The sequence below is a fragment of the Pseudoalteromonas rubra genome (genome assembly GCF_005886805.2).
In the GTDB taxonomy this organism is placed as follows: Bacteria; Pseudomonadota; Gammaproteobacteria; order Enterobacterales; family Alteromonadaceae; genus Pseudoalteromonas; species Pseudoalteromonas rubra_D.
Genome location: NZ_CP045429.1, coordinates 3,563,782 through 3,579,456, shown reverse-complemented (window position 1 = coordinate 3,579,456; position 15,675 = coordinate 3,563,782). Strand labels below are relative to the sequence as shown.

Below are 15,675 nucleotides of genomic sequence, written 5' to 3'. Positions count from 1 at the left end.
TGAGTGAGATACGGTTGTATATGGAGCAGCCCGTCAACAGGCTGATCCATACTTAGCAAAGTCAGGCGTCGCTTTCGTTGACCAGAATTACTTTACGATGAGGGAAGGGGATCTCTATATTGGCTTCATCGAGGGCTTTTTTCACTTGCTCAGGCACGGAGTAAAGCACATCAAAATAATGTGCGCCGTCGCAAAATGGTCTGACTAAAAAGTCCACTGAGCTGTTATTGAGCGACTCCACCTCTACAAACGGAGCCGGATCCGACAAAATATGGGGGTGTGCCTGCAACACGGATTGGATCACAGCCCTGGCCTCATCCGTGTTTTCACTGTAAGCAACGCCAAAACGCATATCGACACCGCGAATTGCATGATGTGAGTGATTAACGATTTTACTGCCCCAGATATGGCTGTTGGGGATCACGATTTGTTGGTTGTCGAAGGTTTGCAATATGGTCGTAAACATATCAATTTCAGTCACTTTGCCAAATTGCCCTGCTGTGTCGATAAAGTCGTTGACTTTGTAGGGGCGGAAAATTAACAGCATGACGCCCGCCGCAAGGTTGGATAGGGTGCCTTGCAGTGCCAGCCCTACCGCAAGTCCTGCGGCACCGAGCAAAGCAATGATCGAGGCGGTTTGTACACCAAACCGATTGAGCACTGCGATGCCGACAAAGGCCAACACAGTGTACTTGGCAACACTGCCAAAAAATTTAAATAAAGTATCATCGAGCTTGTCATAGCGATTCGCCACAGAGACAACCGCTTTATAAGCCTTGCCCGCCAGCCAGATGCCAATGATCAGTATTAATAATGCCAGTACCAGATTGGTTGCCCAGTCAACGGCGACAGGTAAATATTGATTGATATCGATTTTTTCTAAGAAGCTTTCCATACACCTACCTCGGTAAAATAATTGAGAGAGTCACAGAGCATTTACAATTATGCGTTTAAAAACTAGTTGCAGATACGAGATAGTTCAACCTGAAGAGGGTGATCTTGCCAAGATTGAGTAATAGGCGAAAGGGGGTGGCCCACAGACCACCGCGTTGAATGGTATCAGAGAAATCCCTGAGCGACTCCGGCCACCATAAAGGTGATGACCAGCCAAACGATATGCAGCTTGAGGTGTTTTAACAGATAAAAGCCGACCAGGATCAGAGCAATATCCTGTGCTGAAGTTACTGCACTGGTAAAGACGGGTTGATACAGTGCAGCCACCAGTAAGCCAACCACAGCAGCATTGACACCACTCAGCGCGCCTGCCACTGCGGGTCGGTTAGCGAGTTGTTGCCAGTTCTTGAGCACGCCCAGTAGTAACAAAAAGCCAGGCAGAAACACAGCTAAAGTTGCCACCAATGCGCCTGTGACGGGATTTGCTGGCATTAATGCGTAGCCAAGATAAGTGGCAACCGTAAACATTGGGCCGGGCACTGCCTGTGCAGCGGCATATCCTGTCAAAAAGGTATCCTGGCTGAGGATGTCACCGACAATGTTTTGCAGTAGTGGCAGCACCACGTGACCGCCGCCAAACACCAGGCTGCCAGCTTGGTAAAAATCATTAAACAGGGCTGCTGAGGGACTCAGGTGGGCGACAAAAGGCAGACCAATAAATAAGCCCGCAAACACCACCAAAGGCAACCAGCTTGCTTTGAAAGTGGCACTAGAGTGCACCTTTTGGGCACTACCGCGCAGGTAAAAGACGCCGATCAGGGCTGCCAGCAACAGCACCGCCATTTGCGTAAAGAGACCCGGGAGTAACAGCAGGGCGATGGCCGTGATAACACACACACCGACAGTGAGGGAGCTTTTACAAAAGTTCTTGTACATCCCCCTGGCGGCGTCGGCGACAACCACAATGGCAAGCAGCTTAAGCCCGTGCACCAGGTTTTGAAACACACTGGTGTCGGTCACCTGGCTGGCCATGAGCGCCATCAGCACCATGATAATGACTGACGGAAGCGTAAAGCCGATGAAGGCCGCGCAGCCACCACTTAGTCCACCGCGTTTGTAGCCCAGAGCGAATCCGACCTGGCTTGATCCGGGGCCGGGCAAAAACTGACTCAGCGCAACCAGCTGAGCATAATCGGCGTCATCCAGCCACTTGCGTTTTTCCACAAAGGTTTGGCGGAAGTAACCTATGTGTGCTGCCGGACCACCAAAGCTTATCCAGCCGAGTAAAAAGAAGGTCTTAAAAATAGCAAACATAATGCGCGCTCTGTTATCACAATTGCCGCTAGAGTAAAAAATGACGTAGAATGATTCAAATTAATAGTTTTGATTTTAACTATGAATAATATGGGATTGAGCTGTGAGCTTTAGTGATGTGCCATGGCGGCAGGTAGACTTGAACTTACTGGTTGCCTTCGCTTATTTATACCGCTGCCGCAGTGTCAGTATGGCGGCTGAGCAGGGTTGTGTCAGCCAGTCAGCGATGAGCCATGCTCTGGCACGGCTTAGACGCCTTCTGGATGACGAGTTGTTTGAGCGTAAAGGGCATACCATGGAGCCGACAGAGTACGCGCATCAGATAGCGCCTTTAATTGAGCAGCTGCTGGATACGGTGTCGGATGGCTTGCTGCACAAAAAATACTTTGTTCCGGAGCAGTATGAAGGCGTATGTCGCATTGGTCTGACGGATTATGCAGAGCTGAATTTTGCGCCTGTGATATACGACCGTATTCGCACCGCCGCGCCTCATGCACAAGTAAGTTTTGTAAACGTGAATCGTAGTAACTACATGACACTGACCGAACAGGAAAAACTGGATCTGGTCATTGGCAGTATCACTGAACCAGATCAGGCATTTAGCAGTCAGGTTCTGTACACCGAGCGTCACGTTTGTCTGGTGGATCCGGCTGTATTTACCACAGAGCTACCCATGTGCATGACTACTTTTGCACAGACGGAGCATGCCCTCGTGAGCCCGGATGGCCGCTTAACAACTCAGGTCGATCAGTTGCTTGCCAGGGCTGGCTTGACACGCCGGGTGACGGTGGCCAGTCGCAATTTCCTGACCATACAGCGCTTGCTCAGCCAACGACGCTTGGTGGCCATTGTACCGCTAAAAATGGCTCAGTTGGCGTGTGAGGATGCCGGGCTGACATACTTTGAGCCGCCGCTGCGTGTGCCGGATTTTGATATTGCAATGTTGTGGTTGAGTAAGCGAACGGGTGATGACAAAAATGCCTGGCTCAGAGCGCTGGTACAGACAGTATTAACTGCACCAGATGATCTGATAGAGCCTTAATGAAGGCTATCAATCGTTGCTATTTCAGTTCGGACTGGGCCCTGGCAAGTTGCCAATAAATGCTCGCTGAACAACCCAGCCGCCACGACAATCTCCGAGGCTTGACTTTGAATGTCACGCAATTGCGTCGACAATTGCTCAACCCTGGTGGCTGATATTGACGTACCAGCTTTACAACTGCGTAGTACTGAAAGACTAATTTTATTGATGTCGCTGGCCTGCTCCAGCACTTTGGAGAGCGCCTTCAGAGCTGGCGTGCTGCTGAGCAAAGACGCAAGCAGTTGATAGTCTGCTTGCCAGGCTATTAGCGTCTCGGTGATGTGTTGCAATGCATTGCTGTCGCCCTGTCTGAATTGTGTTAGTTGTTGATAGAGCCGGATCAGAGCCGGGCTTTCTACCGGCAGAAAGTCGACTAAATGTGTTAATGGTGCGTTTTGGTGATACAAGCCTTGCTGATACTTAATATGATGACGTGTGTAGTAGCTGGCTGGTTCAAGCTGCTCCGCAAAGCGCATCAGCAAAGCCAGGCTGTGAGGACTATCGTGTTTGGCCAGTAGTCTTTTGAGCCCCTGTCTGAACTGCTTTTGATGATGCAGGCCGATGGCATCGGCAAAGTCAGAGATGGACAACAATCTGTGGTACATGTTTTCGGAGTCGGTGTGCAGACGTGGAGACCATAGGCGCTCTGCGATAGCAAACAGACGTGGCCAGCTGCGCACATCCAGGTTTTGTTCGGTAACCAGTTCACTCCAGAGGGTTGCTTCTCCACCCAGAATATTACCTTGTGCCTGGGCGCTCATCGCGCTCTGGAAAGGCATATTGGTAAAGTCTGCCTGGGTAAAGTGTGTATCTAACTTTCCCGTTACCGGATAGACAGCGTTGCCGATCAGGATCCGACCAGATAATCCTGATCTCGGGTTCAGTGTGAGTTCCGCACGGGTTGGACCCATCCAGCTATCGATGGTGGCGTTGAGTCGTGATAAGCCCGCTCCGAGCGGGACTAGCCGGCTATCCAGACGGGCTTGTTTAAAGGGACGATCATTGAGTTGTAGGTATACATGATTCAGTGTTTGCTGAGAGGACACCAGCACCAGTTTACCACGCACGGCACTGCCTTTGAGTCTGGGCATGGTGAAGTCCCAGGCCTGAATGACTTCGTTGTCGTTGAGCGGATGTGCTGTGTGCAGATCGGTATCAAACGGCTCATTGCGATAGTGGTAAGCAGTCGGCTGAGGCTGATCGATGTAAAATCCCGCGGATAACAACGCCGGGTATCCCTGTGCGGCAATCTGACTCAGGCTTGCTTTACCACGCCAGGACTGGATCATCACATCTTTGTCCAGGGCGGGATGAAATATTTCGTCCCAGCCCATCATTTTTTTGTTATGCCGGCGTAAGATAGCCTGCACTTTGGTGTTGAAATGCGCTTGCAGGTCGGCGGAAGTGTTGAGTTTATGTGTGCGCATATACGCCTGGACCCGCTTGCTGTCTTGCCACTGTTTTGGGTGTACTTCATCGCCGCCAATATGCAAGTAGGGGTCCGGGAAGAGTTCAGCCAGCTCTGCAACGATTGCATCAATGAAGACATACACCTCAGGCTTACTGGGGTCTAACAAAGGCTCAAATATACCCCAGCCATCTTCCATCTGATAGGGCTTCACCTGTGTCATCAGTTCAGGATAGGCAACCGCAATGGCAGAGGCGTGACCGGGGACATCAAACTCTGGCACTACACGGATCCCAAGGTTGCTGGCGTACTCAACGATGTGTTTGATTTCGGCCTGCGTATAGTACTGGCCATCGGACGCGAGTTGATGCAACTTTGGATAAGCTGCTGAGGCATATCTCCAGCCCTGATCATCAGTCAGGTGCCAGTGAAATACATTCAACTTGGCGGCAGCCATGCCGCGTAGCTGCCGTTCAATCGCCGGAATAGAAAGAAAATGGCGGACGCTGTCGAGCAGCAGTCCACGCCAGGGAAAACGGGGGCTATCGTCTATTTGTAGCAGGGCCAGCTCGCGGCTGTCACGGGCAAAATAGAGTAACTGACTGAGGGTTGCCAGTGCCTGCAGCGCGCCAAAATCAGAGGCGGCACTGATATCAATACCTGTGTGGTTGATACGCAATTGATAGTCTTCATTGTGGTTGAGCTGGGGATATTGACTGGTACCGGTTTGCGGAGTTTGCACAATGACATTGATGGGGAGTGCTGATCCAGAGGTGACAGACGTAACCTGGTAGCCAAAATCAGAGAACTGTTGTTGATAGTAAGTCTTTACAAAGGCACTGCGCTGCGAAGACAGACCGGTGAGCGACAATATCAGCGGACGATCTATCGTAAGCGATTGTCCTGGCTGTACCAGTGAAGTGGGCACAGGCATCAAAATGGCTGCATGGTCTTTCGCTCTGGCGATCTCGGCAGATAGCATGAGCAGGCTTAATATAACCCCGCACAGCAAAGTCTTGAGTCGAACTATCATAGCGATCATTTCCCTGAAATACCGATCAAAAAGAGGTCTATAAAATCGTGTTTATGGGAACAGTGCAAATGAGAGATTTTCAATCAGGCGGGTAAATGCTCAGATCCAGGCTGTAATCCTGCGTAATGTTTTTACGGGTGAACTCAGATTAATATCTGCGAAATGAACAACAGAGCCTGCTATCAAACGATAGCCATGGCACACAGTGAGGTGTGAGATGTGTACCCGAGTATTTAATAATGGTCAGCGTGACTATCTGGCGACGGCCCGTAATATGGATTGGATGTATCCACTCCCAACCAGCTTTTTTGCGTTTGATAAGGGGCTGAGTAAAACCGGTCTGGCGGAATCAGATGGCTGTATGGATGAGGCGCTCAAATGGTGCTCGGCGTATAGCAGCATCGTAGCCATGGTAGGGGATGAACGCAGTGGCTGGGCCGCGTCTGATGGCCTGAACTCAATGGGGTTAGTGGCGAATGTACTGTATGACTCTGGTGCCAGCTATGGTCAGGCATCCTTCCGTGCGCACAAAAAGCAGTTGAGTGTGTTGCGGTGGGTGCAGTATGTGCTGGATAACTTTGTTTTTGTAAAAGAGGTTGTGAAGGCGTTTAGCAAACAGGATATCCTGCTAGTGGGCGCTGCGGTTCCCAACAGCGATGGTAAACCGGCGCAATTACACCTGTCTGTGTCAGATGTCACCGGCAATTCAGCCATTATTGAAGTGGTAGACGGAGAGTTTATTTGTTATGAAAGCAGTGCTTATCAGATAATGACCAATGAGCCGAGCTTTGATAAGCAGTTAAAAATAAATGATTACTGGGCCTGGCAATGGTCCGCGGAAAACAGCAACCCAAGCCACACCATCCCGGGGGGCGCCTTTTCAACGGATCGATTTGAACGCGCAACGTTTTATCTGCACCATATGGATGAGCCCACTAACATTGATGACGCACTGGCTCAGGCCAGAACTGTGGCTGCAAATGCGTCTGTACCTCTGGGTTACAACTTTACGGTTAGTGACAGCCCCAATATCTCCAATACGCTTTGGTCTACTTATGCCAGTCACAGTGAACCGGCTTACTATTTCAGTAATGCCCGGACGCTGAATGTTGTCTGGTTTGACCTGGCGAATGCCGACTTCGAAGCACCGGTACAAAAACTGGACCTAATCACAGTGTCAAAAAGTGGGGCGGTTGAAAATCATCATTTTGATGGCAAGATTAACGCGCTCATGACTGCGGCAATTGATCCTTACCTGAATCTGGAGCGCCATAGCGACGTGTCCCTTGAGGTCATCTGTTAATCTGGTTCCGTCAGGCGTGAGGGAGCAGCCGGTTTGAACGCCGGCTGATAGCATGTTTATAGCTCTGCGAAGACTTTGGCACGCAATGCTTCACGAAAATTATCGACCATCTTATGTTTGTCCTGCTCGGTGTGGCGGTCAAATACGCGGTTGTAGAACACACTGATGCTCACGTCTTCTTGTGGGTAATAATAGCTTCTGGATATATAACCGTTATTGTAGCCACCATGCATGTAGGCTACTTTGCCTGACAACGACGAAAAAGTACTGTGCTCTGTTTTGCGCACAATACCAGCCCCATACTCCCGGGTTGTATCCATTGTGCTCAGGTTATTGAGCATTTGTGCTTTAATCGCAGCCGTAAACGGGGCCTGGGTTTTGCCAAAGGCGCTGAAAAATCGGCTGAGGTCTTTGGGTGTACTGACCATACCGCCATCTGCCGCACGATACCCGAGTTTAATGTGTCGATAACTTTTTAGTGTACCATCCTCCAGTTCATAGCCGTGAACCAGCTCTGCGCCCAAAGGTTCCCGCTGATAGTAATAGGTTTCGGTCATGCCCAGTGGTTCGAGTATTTGTTGGCGGATTGCAATCGCCAGATCATAGCCCAGTAAGTCATCCAGTATGATCCCGAGTAACAGGTAGTTTGTGTTGGAGTAGTCAAAGCGGCTATCGACCTCAAATTGTGCGGGCTCATCATAAACATAACTCAGCATTTCAGTCACTTGCCAGTCGTGATTGGGCTCTGCTTTTGTCTTATGCCAGAACTGCGGCACACTCAGATAATCCTTCAGGCCGCTGGTATGTCGTAGCAAATGGCGCACTGTGATGGTACCGGTATTAGGGAGTCGGGTAGTAATGTCGTCTGGCAAATAGGTGTTGATACTGTTGTCCAGATCAATTTGCCCCTGTGCTGCCATCAGGTGAGTGAGTGTGGCAACAAAGCTCTTGGTATTACTAGCTATACGGAACAGGTGTTGTGGACTAAGCGGTACCTGAGTGTCCTGATTGGCCAGACCGCTAGTATAGGTTGCGGACCAACCGGGTGTGGCAACATAGACAGATACGCCTGTTAAACCAGCTGCGGCGACCTGATCAAGCAAACTTTGATAGTCGGTGTTGATATCAAAGCGGATGGTTTCTTTTGTTTCGCTGAGCGACACGGGCATCGCTGCTGATTTTGGATTTGAGGTGTGCGTCACGGTGTTATCACTGCCACATCCAGTAAGTGCCAGACAGGCGGTAGAGAGTATAAAAGAGGAGAGTTTCATAATATTGCCCCTTAGTGCGTTGCCATTTGTTGTTTTAGCCCGGTTATAACAACGCATTCGCAAAAAGGTGTCCTGATCGATAAGGACAAACAAGGAAGGTGGGAAAATAAGAACTGGGTTTTTAGTTAACTACCTGAAAGTTAAACTTACTTTTACTGTAGGAGGCGTGAAACGGGCAACTGTTCAAGATCACAGCCTGCCCGTCTGAGAAAAAGACAGTGGCGATATTATTGCATGAGTTTTATTTCAATCATGCCAATATAGGCGCCTGAGTCACTGTGCACACCGGCAGAAAAGTCGCTGTCCGTGGGGTCACTGGTCAGTAGCATTATGGATTCGGCTGGGCTGGTAGCCTGATTGGCTGACCCAAAACGTGTACCACTGTCGCTGCCGGCATCATAGACCTTCAACTGGATCGTCTGGCTTTCAAGCCATTGATTGTCTGTGAACAAGGGCAAACTTTCCAGGCCGATAAACCAGTCGGGACTGGGGGCAACCATAGACACCACACTGAGCAACGAAAACGCCTGACTCGCTTCAAACGTAAAAGTCACGCTTTTGGCACTGCCTGACACACCCGACTCGTCAATCAGGTAGTTGGAATTCCCGGCATTCTGGATAGCGCTAATTTCCTCTTTAAGCTGAAACTTGGAACCGGTTTCAGCCATGCTAACCATGCCAGCTGATGCCGCAGTATCGGGCTTAAAGATGAAGCCGTCTGCATTGTGTGTCAGGCCGACGAGGGGGGAGAAGTGTGAATTCCCCGGGAAATTGGTGGGAAAGTTGTCGGCTTCCCAGGTTCTGGTAAAGGTAAGCTGATACGTTACCGTATCTTCGGCTTGCGCTGTCTCAGTGGTGTCTGTACTTGTATCTGTGCTCGTGTTGTCGCCTGAACTCCCTGCATTATTGTCTGACGTATTAGTAGTAGTATTTGTATCGCTTGATGTATCTGTACTTGTTTCATTGCTCGTATTATTGCTGGCGTTGGTTTGGGTTGTGTCACCACCGCCTCCTCCACCGCATGCAGTCAGGGTGAACAGAATTAGGGCGCAAAGTGATGTGTTTGCTGTGCTCATATCAGCCTCGTGTGTGTGAGTCAGGGTCTGATAACAAGACCTGAACACCGTCTGGTCTATTTCATGAGGTGAGTAAAAAATGTGCACTTTAAGCCTGATACATCGGCACTATAGATGTCTTAAGCAGGCCATATGCTGCGTGTACCGACTTGAGAGATCCTCAACTGTTTTTCCGGCTCAGGTATGTAAAACTCATACGTACATTATGTTATTCAAGGAACTATTATGAAACCTCTGATCTTAACGGCGCTGCTGAGCGGCTCGGCATTGGCTAATCCATTACTGGGTAGCTGGGAGTTTGTTGAAGGGCACTATGCCACGGAAGAGGGCATTGTGTCTGCCAAAGCCCCGGAATTAACCTCAGTGAAGTTAATCACGCCCACGCATCATAGCTATATCACCCAGAGCCAGGGAAAGTTCAAATACGCTGGCGGTGGTACCTATGTGCTGAAGGGAGACAGGTTTATTGAGACCTATGAGTACGGCAACGTCACCTCTTTGCTGGGCAGGACGATGGCCTTCAGTTATAAAGTGGAAGGCGATTTGTGGCACCATGAGCTGTACGAAAATGGCAAGTTTGTGGAGCGGGAAATCTGGAAGAAGGTGCAGTAACCCGGGCCATATGAGCACATCTGGTATTTAATAGTGTGTAATTTGCAATAATAACCTAAGCCCCTAGACTAACAGTAAGGCCATTGTTGTACCGGGGGCGTTATGAAGTGGGTGTTGTTCTTGTGTTTGGCGCTGTGTCTCAGCACCGGGCGACCAGCCAGTGGTGCAACCGTTCAGGTGGTCACTGAATATCTGTACCCTTATCAAATCAAGAATGAGGACGGCTCGTTAGGCGGTTTTATGACCGAGGTTTTGCATGCTTTGTGCCAGCAGGTGGGCGATGTGCCGGATATTACCGTCATGCCCTGGGCAAGGGCCTATCAGACCGCGGTCACGACCGAAAATGTGCTCATTTACTCTATTGTTCATACTCAGGCACGCAGTCCGCTGTTTCACTGGATTGGGGAAGTGCAGACGGACCCCATTTATTTGTGGGGCCTGAAACGTCGCTTTCCCGTGCAATCAGACGCTCTGATGTTGCTTAAACAGCATCGGGTGGCTGTACTGCGGGGGTCTAATGTTGCCCACTACCTGGCAAAACAACAGTTTTCAAATCTCAAACCGCTCAGTTATGAAGAGCAATTACTGCAAATGCTGGAAAAAGATCGCCTGGATCTGGTGGTGGGCACCGAAGAAACCATCTGGCAGCGAGCGAATAAGGCGGGTATGGACTTTAATACCCTAAACAAGGTTGCGGAGTTGACAGAGCTTAATACCAATCTCAGTATTGCTTTTAATATTGACTCCGACCCCAAACTGGTGGCCCGCTATCGGGATGGTTTTGCTGCGATCAGCAGTAACGGCAAGCTGGCAGGTATACAGCAAAAGTGGTTTAAGTATGTGCAGGTCGCAAAACAATGAGTTGACCCGGCACGTCTGCCGGGCCTCCGTTAAGTTTATTTCAGTGTTTCGCCCAAAGAGACGGGCGCACTGGTCTGGGCTTTGATCGCATCGAGTACACTAACCAGTGTGGCATGTTGGCTGTCAGGGTGTGCTCGCAAACTGATGCTGGTGATATCCCCTTCTGCGCCGAGACGGGCAATGTTAATACTGACACTGTCGAGGTCGATTTGCCGATTGTTCAGGTAGATTTGATTCTTAGCATCGATTGAAAATACCGGCGTCAGGCTGGGCACCACAGAGGTGACCGCTTGATCCGTCCGGTTGAGCGGCAGGGCGCTTTCTCTGACAAAACTGGCGGTGACAATAAAGAAAATCAGCAGGATAAATACGATATCCAGCATGGGGTTCATGTCTACGGTGACGTCAGAAGGAGTACGTTGATGTGCAGTTTTTACCATAATTACAGGTCCTTTTTTGTTGTTTCTCTTTCAGCGTAGACCCCGGTTGTTAGTTTTGATTTAATGTACCGTTAATGTTTACAAACTTTTACTTTGCTCAAGGGCGGTGGTTGCAAGGCTGAATACGGACTGCCGTGTCGTTGTACATGGGAGCCTATGGCGCTGGGCTATGACCACAGTGATATTTGGGGGAACTGGAAACCAGCCAGCTGCATAAGTCGGCTGCAGTTGCTTGTTTCATGTCGCTGGTGAGTGATGCTGGCGGGCGTTGCAGGCAGCCGGCTGCTCACGAGCCGACTGTATTAAACTTTTTAGTTAGCGCTTTTTCTTCTTGCCCTGAACAGCTTTAAAGCGCGGGTTATCCTTGCAGATCACATACACACGACCACGACGCTTAACTACCTGACAGCCTGGACGAGACTTGGCACTTTTTAGCGAGCTGAGTACTTTCATGGTGATTATCCTTTTTTACCAGCCAGATTCTTAAAGCGGCGGTTAAACTGTGCAACACGGCCATCACTGGCAACCAGTTTTTGTTTACCTGTGTAGAAAGGGTGAGACTCGCTCGACACATCGATAGGCACATAGGGATAAGTCACTCCATCTACTTCTACTGTGCGGTCGGTTTTGATAGTAGAACCAACAATGAAATACTTGTCTACAGAGGTATCGTGAAAGGCAACTAAGTGGTAATCAGGGTGGATATCTGGCTTCATTTTCTTCTCCAATAATTCAGTGCGTGTGTTATATCATAACAAAACCGCAATGAAAACAGTAAATGAAAATAATTCGCAATCGTGTCTTTGTGGTTGGGCCAAATGAGAGTGAGTGTGGCGGCTTTAATGGATAAGCTGCCACCACTTAAAAGAACTATGATCGTTAGCGAGTGAGCTTACGGGCACGGAAATTACGGCCTTTCATTTTCCCTTCACTGATCATTTTGACTGCCTGATTGGCGTACTTGCGTTCTACCGCAACATAGGAGGACATGGCGGTGACTTTGATTTTACCGATTTGATCGCCTTGTAAGGTCTGATTGGCAGTCAGTGCCCCAAGAATGTCGCCCGGGCGTAACTTGGCTTTTTTGCCGCCATCAATTTGTATCGTGACCATAGGCGCGCGATTAATCTGAGCTGAGAGTACCTGCTCGCCCGGCAGTGCAGTGGGTTCAATACGCAAGTCGAGGTAGTCTTCCAGCATATTCACTTTGTGCGATTCTTTGTAGCTCATCAGCGAGCAGGCTACCCCGGTTTTTCCGGCGCGACCTGTACGGCCAATGCGATGCACATGGACCTCAGGGTCGTGGGCAATGTGGTAGTTAATGACCATGTCGACATGGTCCACATCTATGCCTCGAGCTGCAACATCGGTCGCAACGAGCACAGTTAAGCTGCGGTTAGCAAAGCGTACCAGGGTTTTATCCCGATCTTTCTGATCCAGGTCACCATGCAGGGCTGCACAGTCAAAACCATAGTTTTGAAGCATCTCGCTGATGTCCTGACACTGGGCCTTGGTATTACAAAATACCACCGCAGCATTAGGTTGAAACTGTCGTAACAGCTTATGCAGTGCGGTGTCACGCTCGGCGTTGTCGGCCACCTCATAGAAATGCTGCTCTATGGTACTGTGGTCATGTTGCGCGATCACTTCAACCTTAACCGGGTCACGCATAATATGGCCAACCAGCTGTTCTATTTTCGCCGGATAAGTGGCACTAAATAACAAATTCTGGCGCTGCTGTGGGCAGTGTGAGACGATACAATCCAAGGCTTCTTCAAAGCCCATTTCCAGCATGCGATCCGCTTCGTCCAGCACAAAGGTATTGACCTCATCTAAACTCAGGCGACCTTTGCGTAAATGCTCTTCAATACGTCCGGGTGTGCCAACCACAATGTGCGCGCCGTGCTCCAGAGAGCCTATTTGTGGTCCCATTGGGGCGCCGCCGCACAAGGTCAACACTTTAATATTATGAATGGCTCGTGCCAGTTTACGGATCTCCACAGCGACCTGATCCGCCAGCTCCCGGGTAGGACAAACAACCAGCGCCTGCACCCGAAAGCGCTTAACCTTGAGATTATGAAGCAGGCCAAGGGCAAATGCTGCGGTTTTTCCCGAGCCGGTTTTGCCCTGACCGATGACGTCTTTCCCGGCCAGGATCTGTGGCAGTGTCTGAGCCTGGATGTCGGTCATGGTGTGATAACCCAGAGAGGTCAGGTTTTCTTGCAAAGCAGGGGACAAATTGATGCTGGAAAATGGCGTGGAGGTGCTCATAGCTGGTTTCTTTTTGGTTGAAAGGGTAAGTATAACATGCCACGGAAGCAGACTACCCGATGGTATGTCTTGCCCGGTGGCATCGTGTTTTGCTGCAAAGTTAGCGTGTTAAACGTTTTACTTCGCTCCGCTAGTCGGGTTGGACTTTTTCTGTGCAGCCGGTTTGTGACTCGCCGGTTTATTCTGGCTGTTAGCTGGGCGTCTTCTGCGACGTTTTGGCGCGCCTTGTTTGTCATTGCCAGCGTCCGGTTTTTGGTTGCTTTTTGGTTTGTTGGCCTGGCCGTTCTGCCCACCTTGCTGAGCCGTATTGGTTTTCGGCTTCTTGGGCTTTTTAGGTTTTTTGGGTTTAATGGGGCGTGTGTCTAACTTTGACTCTGGTACCGGGTTTTGTGGCTCGAAGCCCGGTTCAACAACCCGTGGGATCAGTTGTTGGATCAGTCTCTCAATGCCAAACAGGTCACTGGCGACGTCTTCGCTGACAAAGGAAACGGCTTCACCTGTCGCGCCTGCACGGCCTGTACGACCAATACGATGCACGTAATCTTCATACACATTTGGCAAGTCAAAGTTGACAACATGTGGCAGCTCCTGGATATCCAGGCCTCGCGCGACGATGTCGGTGGCCACCAGCACACGCAACTCGCCACTTTTAAAGCCCGCAAGTGCTTTCATACGCGCACTCTGGCTCTTGTTACCATGAATGGCTGCCGCGTTAATTTTGCTTTTCTCCAGATCCCGTACCAGGCGATTGGCCCCATGTTTGGTGCGCGTAAAGACCAGTACCTGTTGCCAGTCATGGGTCGTCAGCAGGTGTTTAAGCAGTGCTGTACGGCGACTTTTATCAACCGGGTACACCCATTGGATTACGCTTTTGGCGGTGCTGTTTGCTGGTGCCACGGATATCTCAACCGGATCCTGGATCAGGCCTTTTGCCAGATTGCGGATCTCATCAGAAAAGGTGGCTGAAAACAGCAGGTTCTGGCGACGCTGTGGCAGTAGTTTGATCAGACGTTTGATATCATGAATAAATCCCATATCCAGCATTCTGTCAGCTTCGTCGAGTACAAACATCTCCAGTTGATCAAATTTCACAGCATTTTGCTGGTACAGATCGAGTAGTCTGCCAGGCGTTGCAACCAGCACGTCGGCGCCTTTGCGCAACTTCATCATTTGAGGGTTGATTTTGACCCCGCCATAGACAACCTGACAAGATAAGGTCAGATGTTTGCTGTACAGCTCAACACTTTGCCAGACCTGATCGGCCAGCTCGCGTGTGGGTGTCAGGATTAAAGCTCTGACCTGATTGGCCTGGACCTTTGGTTTTTTACTGAGTAGTTCCAGCATTGGCAGGGTAAAGCCTGCGGTTTTACCTGTGCCGGTCTGGGCTGCCGCCATGATGTCTCGCCCTTGCAGGATAGCGGGGATCGCTTGCTCCTGAATGGGGGTTGGCGTTGAGTAGCCCTGATCGGCTACGGCTTGATTGATTTCTGGAGATAAGCCGAGACTGCTGAAGCTCATGATTGTGTACTCTGAAGAATGCGGGCCGGAAGAGTACAAGATTTACCCCAACATAGCAATTTTTGTCACCCTTTGATATTTGCCGGGGCCGCTATTGCGGGCGACGGTGAGCTGGCAGAGAGTCAGCCGGGTTGCTCACTGAGCAGCTCTGCAACCGGGATCTGATAAAAGCGTGCCAGGTCACCAGCGGTGCGATAATAGACGCGACTGCCACATTCGGCACGTTTCAGTGTGGCAATAGACACACACAAAGCCTGATCCTGGCAAGCACAGGCCAATTTTTCCTGACTCAGGCCCAGGCTTTTTCTAAGTTCCTTGAGCCGATGACAATTGAGTTTCACTCTGCCGTCCATTGAGGTGCTCCTGACTGAATTTGGGATCAAAGGCTAGCAGCCATTGGAGCCTTTTGCCACATACCATTAACACTTCAGGTGTTCAGATTATGCTACAGGCTGTCAGCTTTTTTTCACCCTAATGGCTTAGGTTTCAAGGTTGGGTAACTGATACCAAACTGATACTGAACTGATACCACAAAGCGGTTCATTCGCATCTACACTGAGGGCCAGTTGAATAAGCCCCGCATGGTGCGGGAT

The 15,675-nt window shown here is 50.0% G+C and carries 15 protein-coding genes; 4 read left to right on the top strand and 11 right to left on the bottom strand.

What is annotated here, in order from left to right; translation table 11 throughout:
* Nucleotides 1–61 precede the first annotated feature (61 nt).
* Both CWC22_RS15560 and chrA read right to left on the bottom strand, forming a co-directional pair.
* The gene (locus tag CWC22_RS15560; RefSeq protein ID WP_138538567.1) at nucleotides 62–895 is read right to left on the bottom strand and encodes a mechanosensitive ion channel family protein; all 834 of its coding nucleotides are present in this window, start codon (nucleotides 893–895) and stop codon (nucleotides 62–64) included.
* Between the two features lie 164 nt (nucleotides 896–1,059).
* A complete protein-coding gene (gene chrA, locus CWC22_RS15555) occupies nucleotides 1,060–2,208 on the bottom strand; it encodes a chromate efflux transporter (protein ID WP_138538568.1) in 1,149 nt (382 codons plus the stop codon).
* 103 nt (nucleotides 2,209–2,311) lie between these two features.
* Between chrA and CWC22_RS15550 the strand changes: the two genes are divergently transcribed.
* A complete protein-coding gene (locus CWC22_RS15550) occupies nucleotides 2,312–3,250 on the top strand; it encodes a LysR family transcriptional regulator (protein WP_138538569.1) in 939 nt (312 codons plus the stop codon).
* Here CWC22_RS15550 and CWC22_RS15545 read toward each other — a convergent pair.
* The gene (locus tag CWC22_RS15545; protein ID WP_171045078.1) at nucleotides 3,247–5,730 is read right to left on the bottom strand and encodes a family 20 glycosylhydrolase; all 2,484 of its coding nucleotides are present in this window, start codon (nucleotides 5,728–5,730) and stop codon (nucleotides 3,247–3,249) included. The genes CWC22_RS15550 and CWC22_RS15545 overlap by 4 nt on opposite strands.
* 217 nt (nucleotides 5,731–5,947) lie before the next feature.
* Between CWC22_RS15545 and CWC22_RS15540 the strand changes: the two genes are divergently transcribed.
* The gene (locus CWC22_RS15540) at nucleotides 5,948–7,033 is read left to right on the top strand and encodes a linear amide C-N hydrolase (RefSeq protein WP_138538571.1); all 1,086 of its coding nucleotides are present in this window, start codon (nucleotides 5,948–5,950) and stop codon (nucleotides 7,031–7,033) included.
* Between the two features lie 56 nt (nucleotides 7,034–7,089).
* Here CWC22_RS15540 and CWC22_RS15535 read toward each other — a convergent pair whose 3' ends face one another.
* Nucleotides 7,090–8,304: a serine hydrolase domain-containing protein gene (locus CWC22_RS15535; RefSeq protein WP_171045079.1), complete on the bottom strand. Its 1,215-nt coding sequence runs from the start codon at nucleotides 8,302–8,304 to the stop codon at nucleotides 7,090–7,092.
* A 227-nt stretch (nucleotides 8,305–8,531) separates the two neighbouring features.
* Nucleotides 8,532–9,380: a spondin domain-containing protein gene (locus tag CWC22_RS15530; protein WP_138538573.1), complete on the bottom strand. Its 849-nt coding sequence runs from the start codon at nucleotides 9,378–9,380 to the stop codon at nucleotides 8,532–8,534.
* Nucleotides 9,381–9,605: 225 nt separating this feature from the next.
* Between CWC22_RS15530 and CWC22_RS15525 the strand changes: the two genes are divergently transcribed.
* Both CWC22_RS15525 and CWC22_RS15520 read left to right on the top strand, forming a co-directional pair.
* Nucleotides 9,606–9,992 carry a hypothetical protein gene (locus CWC22_RS15525; RefSeq protein ID WP_138538574.1) on the top strand — a complete coding sequence of 129 codons (387 nt, stop codon included), beginning with the start codon at nucleotides 9,606–9,608 and terminating at the stop codon, nucleotides 9,990–9,992.
* A 102-nt stretch (nucleotides 9,993–10,094) separates the two neighbouring features.
* On the top strand, nucleotides 10,095–10,853 hold the full coding sequence (locus CWC22_RS15520; protein ID WP_138538575.1) for a substrate-binding periplasmic protein: 759 nt from the start codon (nucleotides 10,095–10,097) through the stop codon (nucleotides 10,851–10,853).
* A 35-nt stretch (nucleotides 10,854–10,888) separates the two neighbouring features.
* On the opposite strand, the gene CWC22_RS15515 is transcribed toward CWC22_RS15520, so the two are convergent.
* From CWC22_RS15515 to CWC22_RS15490, 6 genes are all read right to left on the bottom strand, one after another.
* Nucleotides 10,889–11,293 (bottom strand): ExbD/TolR family protein, encoded by a 405-nt coding sequence (locus tag CWC22_RS15515; RefSeq protein WP_125562878.1) that lies wholly within the window; start codon nucleotides 11,291–11,293, stop codon nucleotides 10,889–10,891.
* A 315-nt stretch (nucleotides 11,294–11,608) separates the two neighbouring features.
* The gene (gene ykgO / locus CWC22_RS15510) at nucleotides 11,609–11,746 is read right to left on the bottom strand and encodes a type B 50S ribosomal protein L36 (RefSeq protein ID WP_046003577.1); all 138 of its coding nucleotides are present in this window, start codon (nucleotides 11,744–11,746) and stop codon (nucleotides 11,609–11,611) included.
* Between the two features lie 5 nt (nucleotides 11,747–11,751).
* Nucleotides 11,752–12,009, bottom strand: a complete 258-nt coding sequence (locus tag CWC22_RS15505; protein WP_010384175.1) for a type B 50S ribosomal protein L31 — start codon at nucleotides 12,007–12,009, stop codon at nucleotides 11,752–11,754.
* Between the two features lie 163 nt (nucleotides 12,010–12,172).
* Nucleotides 12,173–13,564, bottom strand: a complete 1,392-nt coding sequence (gene dbpA / locus CWC22_RS15500) for an ATP-dependent RNA helicase DbpA (protein WP_125562876.1) — start codon at nucleotides 13,562–13,564, stop codon at nucleotides 12,173–12,175.
* Nucleotides 13,565–13,681: 117 nt separating this feature from the next.
* The gene (locus CWC22_RS15495) at nucleotides 13,682–15,082 is read right to left on the bottom strand and encodes a DEAD/DEAH box helicase (protein ID WP_138538576.1); all 1,401 of its coding nucleotides are present in this window, start codon (nucleotides 15,080–15,082) and stop codon (nucleotides 13,682–13,684) included.
* A gap of 122 nt (nucleotides 15,083–15,204) precedes the next feature.
* Complete coding sequence (locus CWC22_RS15490; protein WP_125562872.1) at nucleotides 15,205–15,435, bottom strand: helix-turn-helix domain-containing protein; 231 nt, start codon at nucleotides 15,433–15,435, stop codon at nucleotides 15,205–15,207.
* Nucleotides 15,436–15,675: the final 240 nt, after the last annotated feature.